Annotated in this window: 6 protein-coding genes; 4 read left to right on the plus strand and 2 right to left on the minus strand. The window is 71.8% G+C overall.

The features are described 5' to 3' along the window. A partial coding sequence (locus VGR37_16570; protein ID HEV2149022.1) for a hypothetical protein occupies nt 1–282 on the minus strand: 282 nt, incomplete at its 3' end. A 118-nt stretch (nt 283–400) separates the two neighbouring features. Here VGR37_16570 and VGR37_16575 point away from each other — a divergent pair. From VGR37_16575 to VGR37_16585, 3 genes are read left to right on the plus strand one after another with little or no spacing between them, the layout of a single operon-like run. After that, complete coding sequence (locus VGR37_16575; protein ID HEV2149023.1) at nt 401–2,188, plus strand: ABC transporter ATP-binding protein; 1,788 nt, start codon at nt 401–403, stop codon at nt 2,186–2,188. Between the two features lie 36 nt (nt 2,189–2,224). Further along, a complete protein-coding gene (locus VGR37_16580) occupies nt 2,225–3,172 on the plus strand; it encodes a HAMP domain-containing sensor histidine kinase (GenBank protein HEV2149024.1) in 948 nt (315 codons plus the stop codon). Continuing rightward, nucleotides 3,169–3,558, plus strand: a complete 390-nt coding sequence (locus VGR37_16585) for a response regulator (protein ID HEV2149025.1) — start codon at nt 3,169–3,171, stop codon at nt 3,556–3,558. Before VGR37_16580 ends, VGR37_16585 begins: the two co-directional genes overlap by 4 nt. 83 nt (nt 3,559–3,641) lie before the next feature. On the opposite strand, the gene rho is transcribed toward VGR37_16585, so the two are convergent. Continuing rightward, nucleotides 3,642–4,814 (minus strand): transcription termination factor Rho, encoded by a 1,173-nt coding sequence (rho, locus tag VGR37_16590; GenBank protein ID HEV2149026.1) that lies wholly within the window; start codon nt 4,812–4,814, stop codon nt 3,642–3,644. A gap of 412 nt (nt 4,815–5,226) precedes the next feature. On the opposite strand from rho, the gene mrdA reads away from it, so the two are divergent. After that, nucleotides 5,227–7,116 carry a penicillin-binding protein 2 gene (gene mrdA / locus VGR37_16595; GenBank protein ID HEV2149027.1) on the plus strand — a complete coding sequence of 630 codons (1,890 nt, stop codon included), beginning with the start codon at nt 5,227–5,229 and terminating at the stop codon, nt 7,114–7,116. The last annotated feature ends 389 nt before the right edge of the window (nt 7,117–7,505 follow it).

Here is a 7,505-nt window from a genome sequence, read left to right on the forward strand (position 1 = left end):
GGGCGCACGCCGGGGAGCGGGCCGGGCCGGAGGGGCGGGCTCGGGCGCGGGGGTCGGGGGCGCGGAGGCCACGGGGGGCTCCGCCTCCGGCACGTCCCCCAGCTCGTGCTGCACGGCCGTGTCCGCCTGGAGCGCCAGCTCCAGCTCGCGGTCCAGGTCGCGCTCCAGCGCGTCCTGCTCCAGGGCGTCGCGTCCGGTGTCCTCGTTCCGGTCGCAGGCGGCCACGATCGTGGACACCGGGACGGCCACCAGCAGGGTGGCCGCAAGGCTGCGAAGTCGCATGAAAACCGCTCCAGGTCGGCAAAGTAGCTTGAATTTCCCGGTCCGGCCGGGTATGCTCCAGCCCACGATCCGGACCGTTCGGCCCCCCGGAGAGGGCAACTCGAATGCCAGGTGGCACGTGAAGAACCTGCGGGCGATTCTGCCGTATCTCCGCCCCTACCGGCGGCCCATGGCCGTGGGGCTCCTCCTGGTCCTGGTCTCCACGGCGCTCATGCTCTGGACCCCGGACCTGATCGGCCGGGGGATCGACGCGCTGGGGCGGCCGGGGGCCACCGGGTGGACCGTGGCGCGGTACGCGGGGCTCAGCGTCCTGGCGACGGTGCTGGGTGGGATCGCCCGCTACTACATGCGCCTGATCCTCAACGGCGTCAGCCGCCGGGTGGAGACCGACCTGCGCAACGGGTACTTCCGCCACCTCCTGCACCTGGACGCCCCCTTCTACGGGCGCACCCCCACCGGCGAGATCATCAGCCTGGCCACCAACGACCTGGGCGCGGTGCGGATGGTGGCCGGGCCGGCGATCATGTACCTGGTGAACATGATCGCCACGGCGCTCTTCGCGCTGACGCTGATGGTGTGGATCAACCCACGGATGACGCTGTTCGCGCTCTTCCCTATGCTTGCCCTCCCGGTGGTGACGCTGGGGTTCAGCCGGGTGATCCACGAGCGCTTCGAGCGGATCCAGTCGGAGTTCGGGATCCTCTCCTCCCTCGCGCAGGAGAACCTGGCGGGGGTGCGCATCGTCAAGGCGTACGCGCAGGAGGAGGCGCAGGCCGAGCGCTTCCGCGAGCTTTCCGAGGGCTACATGGAGCGGAACATGTCGCTGGCCAGGGCCAGCAGCCTCTTCCAGCCGCTCCTCGGCCTGTTCGGGGGCGTGGCGCTCGCGGTGGTCCTCCTCCTGGGCGGCCGGGCCATCGTCCGCGGGGAGATCACGGTGGGCGAGTTCGTGGAGTTCAACCTGTACCTGGCGATGCTCTCCTGGCCCATGATCTCCCTGGGGTGGGTGATCAACCTGTTCCAGCGCGGCGCCGCCTCCATGGGCCGGGTGGCGCGCGTGCTCGACACCCGGCCCGCGGTGCGGGAGCCGGAGGCCCCGGCGCGGCCGGAGCGGGTGCGGGGCGAGATCGAGTTCCGCGGCGTTTCCTTCCGCTACCCGGGAACCGACCGGATGGTCCTTCGCGGCGTCTCCTTCCACGTCCCCCCGGGCGCCACGCTGGCAGTGGTCGGCCCCACCGGCTCGGGGAAGAGCACGGTTGCGGCGCTCCTGGCGCGACTGTACGACCCCACGGAGGGCGAGGTGCTGCTGGACGGGATCCCGGTGCGCCGCTGGCCGCTGGACCGCCTGCGCGCCGCGCTGGGCGTGGTGCCGCAGGACGCCTTCCTCTTCTCCGCCACGCTCCGCGAGAACCTGGCGCTCGGGTTCGACGAGCCGGACCCGGCGCGGGCGGAGGAGCGGATCCGCGCCGCCGCCCGCGTCGCGCAGCTCGACGACACCGTCGCGGGCTTCCCCGCCGGCTACGACACGCTCCTGGGGGAGCGGGGGATCAACCTCTCCGGCGGGCAGAAGCAGCGTGCGACGCTGGCGCGCGCCCTCGCCCGCGACCCGGAGGTGCTGGTGCTGGACGACGCCCTGTCGGCCGTGGACACCCACACCGAGACGGAGATCCTGCGTGGGCTGCGGGAGGTGCTCGCGGGACGGACCAGCGTGATCGTGAGCCACCGGGTCACGGCGGTGATGAACGCGGACCGCATCGTGGTGCTGGACGGCGGCGAGGTGGCGGAAGTGGGCACGCACGCGGAGCTGCTGCGGGCCGGCGGGACGTACGCGGCGCTGCAGCGGCGGCAGCTCCTGGCGGAGGACCTGGACGGAGATCCCGTCCTTGCCCCCCCGGAGCACGGCGTCTAGATTGGGATCACCTTACGCTCCCGCCGCGCCAAACGGATGATCGAACTTCGACTCTATCTCCAGGGGGACGACCACGAAGCGGACCGGCTCCGTGCGACGCTCGCCGGAGAGGGGTTCCGCATCGTGGACGCTCCCGGTACGGACGCGCCGCGGAGCGCCCTGGTCGGCTTCGAGAAGTCCCTCCCCGCGAGTGCGTCGCGCGAGACCCTCGCCCGCCGCGTGGAGGAGCTGGAGCGCACCATCCTGGAGCTGCGCAACCTCGACGTCGCCAAGTCCCAGTTCCTCACCAACGTCTCCCACGAGCTGCGAACGCCCCTGACGGCGATCGTCACCTACGGGGAGGTCCTGCGCGACGGGCTGCTGGGGGAGATCTCGCCCCGCCAGCGCGAGGCGATCGAGTCCATGATCAACTCGTGCCGGCAGCTCCTCTCCATGATCGAGGAGATCCTGACGTACGCGCGCACCAACGCGCGCGCCATCGAGCTGCAGCCCTCCGAGTTCGACCTCCTCGACGTGGTGGGGCACGTGTACGACATGAACGCCTCGCTGATCCAGCAGAAGACGCTGCGGTACGAGGCGAAGGTCAACGGCAAGCTCCCGCAGGCGTGGGCGGACCGGGAGAAGGTGGTGCACGTGCTGGGGAACCTGATCGGCAACGCCATCGACTTCACGCCGCAGGACGGCACCCTGCGGGTGGAGGCGCGGCGCTCGCCGGAGAACCCGGCGTGGCTGGAGGTGGTGGTGGAGGACTCCGGGATCGGAATCGATCCGCAGCACCACGAGATGATCTTCCAGGAGTTCGCGCAGGTGGACTCCTCGCGCGCCCGCATGCACCACGGCACCGGGCTGGGGCTGGCCATCGCGCGCAAGTTCGTGCAGCTGCACGGTGGGAAGATCTGGGTGGAGAGCCGGCTCGGGGCGGGGAGCCGCTTCTTCTTCACACTCCCCTCCGTAGAGGCGGGAGAGCGGCTGGGGGCCGCGTGAGCGCTGACGCCGCGGCAGCTCTTCCGCGCATCCTCCTGGTCGAGGACAACGAGGCCATCCGCGGCGCCTTCTCCGTGCTGCTCCAGGAGAGCGGCTACCGGGTGCTGCAGGCCGCCTCCGGCGCCGAGGCCCTCGCCGCCTCCGCCGACGAGCGCCCGCACCTTGTTCTGCTGGACCTGGGCCTCCCGGACATGAGCGGCCTGGAGGTGGCCCGCGCGCTCCGGGCCCGCGACGAGACCCGCGACACCCCCATCGTGGCGCTCACCGGCCGCGCCCTCGAAACGGACGCCGAGGCCTGCATGGCCGCCGGGTGCAGCGACTACCTGACCAAGCCGGTGGACACGGAGCAGCTCCTGCGGGTGCTGGCGGGGTACCTGGAAGGGTAGGAGCTCGAAAGCAGGACCGCATGACAGCGAGGCGGCACCGGGGTCCGGTGCCGCCTCGAAATGTTTTCCGGAGTACGCAGCGGCTACCGGATCTTGGACAGCAGCTCGGCGTTGCTCTTGGTGTCGTTCATCTGCTTGAGGAGCAGCTGCAGCGCGTCCTCGGCGGAGAGGGAGTGCAGGACGCGGCGCAGGCGGTGCACCTTGTCCAGGTCGTCCTCGGGGATCACCAGGTCCTCGCGGCGGGTGGCGCTCTTCTCGATGTTGATGGCCGGGAAGATCCGCTTGTCGGCGAGCTCCCGGTCCAGCACGATCTCGGAGTTGCCGGTGCCCTTGAACTCCTCGAAGATCACCTCGTCGGCGCGGCTCCCGGTGTCCACCAGCGCCGTGGCGACGATGGTCAGCGACCCTCCCCCGCCCCGCACCTTGCGCGCGGAGCCGAAGAAGCGCTTGGGTTTCTCAAGCGCCGTGGCGTCGATGCCGCCGGAAAGGAGGCGCCCGCTCCCCCGCTCGGTGTTGTTGTAGGCGCGGGCCAGGCGCGTGATGGAGTCCAGCACCAGCACCACGTCCCGCCCGCTCTCCACCTGCCGCCGGGCGTGCTCCAGCACCATCTCCGCCACCGCCACGTGCCGCTCGGCCGGGCAGTCGAAGGAGGAGGCGACCACCTCGCCGTACCCCAGCATCTCCATCTCCGTGACCTCCTCGGGGCGCTCGTCCACCAGGAGCACCAGGAGGGTGGCCTCGGGGTAGTTGGCCTGCACCCCCTGCAGGATCGCCGTGAGGATCGTGGTCTTCCCGGCCCGCGAGGGCGCCACGATCAGCGTACGCTGTCCCTTGCCGAGCGGGGCGATCAGGTCGATGATGCGGGGCGTGGGATCGCGCTTCGTCCGCCCCTCGCCGGGGTTCTCCAGCGTCAGGCGCTCGTCCGGGTAGGTGGCGGGGAGGGAGTTGAAGTCCGGCCGGCCGCGCGCCTGCTCCGGGGGGAGGCCGTTGACGCTGCGAAGGTTCTCCAGCGGGGGGCTCTTCCCGCGCCCGGGCGCGGCCCCCACCTCGCCGACAATGCGGTCCCCCGTCCGCAGGCCGAAGCGCCGGATGACGGACTGGGGGACGAACGGGTCGCCGTCGGCGGCCTGGTAGCCGTTGGCGAGGGCGCGGAGGAAGCCGCTTCCGCTGGAAAGGACTTCGAGGATCCCTTCCGCCGCGGCGGAAGGGTCTTTCTCCGGCCGGGTCGCGGCGGCGGAGGTGGCGGACACAGTCATGCAGTGCTCTTGATGGAGTGCCGGTGCGCGGCACGCGCCTCCGAGTTGTTCCGGGGGCGGGGCGTCACCATGCGATGTGAGGGCTCTGTCGAAGCCGACGAGTGTCAAATTGCGTGCCGCGGAGCTGCGACCCACGGGGGCGGGTCCGGGGAGTGGCGGCGTCGGGAGTCCGGGAAGATAACGGTTCCGCCGGCCCCCGCAAGGCTTTCGGGGCCCGGAAGCGCTCCCGGCAGGCACTCAGGCGCCACGATCCGCCACCCGCCACTGGCGCGATCCGGGGGCGCGCGTTTACCTTTCGCGGGAAGACGTTCACTCCCAACGCGTTGCCCCCCCTTCCCCACTCTTGTACGGACGGATCGTAGTACCCCCCGTAAGTCCCTTCCACCCGCACGCCCGCCAGAGGCGCGCGGTGTTGGCCACGCTCATCATCGCGGTGATGGTCTGCACGCTGGGCGCGGCGTTCTTCCGCACGCAGGTGGTCCGCAACTCGGAGTTCGTCCTCCGCTCGGAGGACAACCGCTTCCGCATGGTGCCCATCCCGGCGCCGCGGGGGACCATCTACGACCGGAACGGCGAGGTGATCGCGGAAACGGTCACCGGCTACACCCTGTCGCTGGAGCCGGCCCCCCTGGACTCGGTCCGCGCGCACCTGGCGGCGCTAGTCCCGGTGCTGGAGCTGGACTCGCTCGCCGTGCAGGAGGTGCTGGAGCGCGCCGGGAAGGCCCCAAAGGAGGCGGTGGTGATCTCGGACAACCTCTCCTTCCGCCAGCTCTCGCGCCTGCAGGAGCAGCCGGTGCGGCCGGAGGGGGTGGTCCTGGAGGCGCGCCCGCTGCGCCGCTACCCCCACGGCGACGCGGTGGCCCACATCGTGGGCTACGTAGCGGAGATCAGCGAGGCCGAGATGTCGAGCCCCACCTGGCGGGGCTACAAGATGGGGCAGAACATCGGCAAGGCGGGGGTGGAGCGGGAGTACGAGCGCACGGTGGGGGGGACGCCGGGGACGCGCTTCCTCGAGGTGGACGCGCGCGGCCGGGTGGTGGGCCGCTTCGCGGAGCAGCACACCAAGGCGCCGGTGGCGGGGCGCGACCTGCGGCTCACCCTCGACGTGGACCTGCAGCGCTATGCGCGCGCGGTGTTCCCGGCGGGGATGAAGGGCGCCGTGGTGGCGATGGCCCCCTCCACGGGGGAGATCCTCGCGATGTACTCCGCGCCCACGTACGACCCCAACCTCCTGGTGGGGCGGATCTCGCCGCGGGTGTGGCGGGAGCTGAACACCAACCCCGGCCGCCCGCTCCTGAACCGGGCCACGGCCGGCATCTACCCGCCCGGCTCCACCTGGAAGCTGGCGACGGCCATCATCGGGCTAGAGCGCGGGGCGATCACCCCGGAGCAGAAGCTGCCGGTCGCCTGCACGGGCGGGATGTCGTACGCCGGGCGCTACTCGCGCTGCTGGAAGTCGTCGGGGCACGGCATGCAGGACCTGATCCAGGCCATCGCCAACTCCTGCAACGTGTACTTCTACCAGCTGGGGGTCCGGCTGGGGATCAAGCTGCTGACGCAGGAGGGGACGCGCCTGGGCTTCTCGCGCGCGACCTCGCTGGACCTCCCGGGGGAGAAGGTGGGGACCTTCCCGTCGAGCCGGGAGTGGTACAAGAAGCGCTTCGGGTGGACGCCGCCTCCCAGCGAGGTGATGAACCTGGCGATCGGCCAGGGGCCGAACGCGCAGACGCCCATCCGCATGGCGCAGTTCTTCTCTGCGCTGGCCGGCGACGGCACGGCCTCCGCGCCGCACCTGCTGGCGCGGGACGAGGAGGGCCCCCCGGAGACGGACCTGCGCGTGAGCCCGAAGACGCTGGCGGCGCTGCACCAGGGGATGGCGCGGGTGGTGGAGGCGGGCGGGACGGCGCACGCGGTGGAGCTGAAGCGCTGGAAGCTGTACGGGAAGACCGGCACCTCGCAGAACACCGCGGATCCCAAGCGCCCCCACGGCTGGTTCACCGGCTTCGCGGGACCGCGCGGCGGCGCGCCGGAGGTGGTGGTGGCGGTGATCGTGGAGTTCGGGGAGTCCGGCTCCGGGGCGGCCGCGCCGGTGGCCGCCCGCATCGCCGACTACTACCTGAACAAGAAGCACGGCCACCCCGTTCCGAAGATCGAGGACGTGGAGCCCACCAACGCCCCGCGCCCGGCCACCCCCTCCCGCCGCGCGCGCCCCGGCCCCGCGCCGCGGCGCTCCACGGAGGTGCTCCCGGAGGTGCGGCTCACGGCCCCCCTGCCCACGCAGACGGTGATCGGGGCGCGGTAGGGCCCCCTCCCCACGGACTTGCCCCCTCCAGATCCCCCGCAAGCGGGAGAGGGGCTTTTCTCTCGCGCCGGGGAGCGAACACGCTGGCGTCCGGGGCCCCCACCCGGCGGCCTGAGAGCCGCCACCCTCCCCCAATTCTGGGGGAGGGCTTTTTGTGCGCCTCGGCATCGGAGCGAGTCCGGGAACGGCCCCCTCCCCCGGCCCTTCCCCCGCAAGCGGGAGAGGGGAGCACTTCAACTGCCGTTCGGCACCCTCGCGGCGATGGCTGCAGGGAGGGGGTGGGGGTGGTCGGAGGAAGAAGTGGATGTCTGAGCGAAGCGAGTGCTCGCAAGCGAGTCCCTTCGGGTTCACTTCTTCCGGAGACCACCCCCCCCCCCCCCCCCCCCCCC

It is taken from the genome of Longimicrobiaceae bacterium (genome assembly GCA_035936415.1).
Lineage (GTDB): Bacteria > Gemmatimonadota > Gemmatimonadetes > Longimicrobiales > Longimicrobiaceae > JAFAYN01.

Bases quoted from the DNA above. Each gene is read 5' to 3' on its own strand.
- VGR37_16580 (HEV2149024.1), top strand. From the start codon at position 2,225: ATGATCGAACTTCGACTCTATCTCCAGGGGGACGACCACGAAGCGGAC.
- rho (HEV2149026.1), bottom strand. From the start codon at position 4,814: ATGACTGTGTCCGCCACCTCCGCCGCCGCGACCCGGCCGGAGAAAGAC.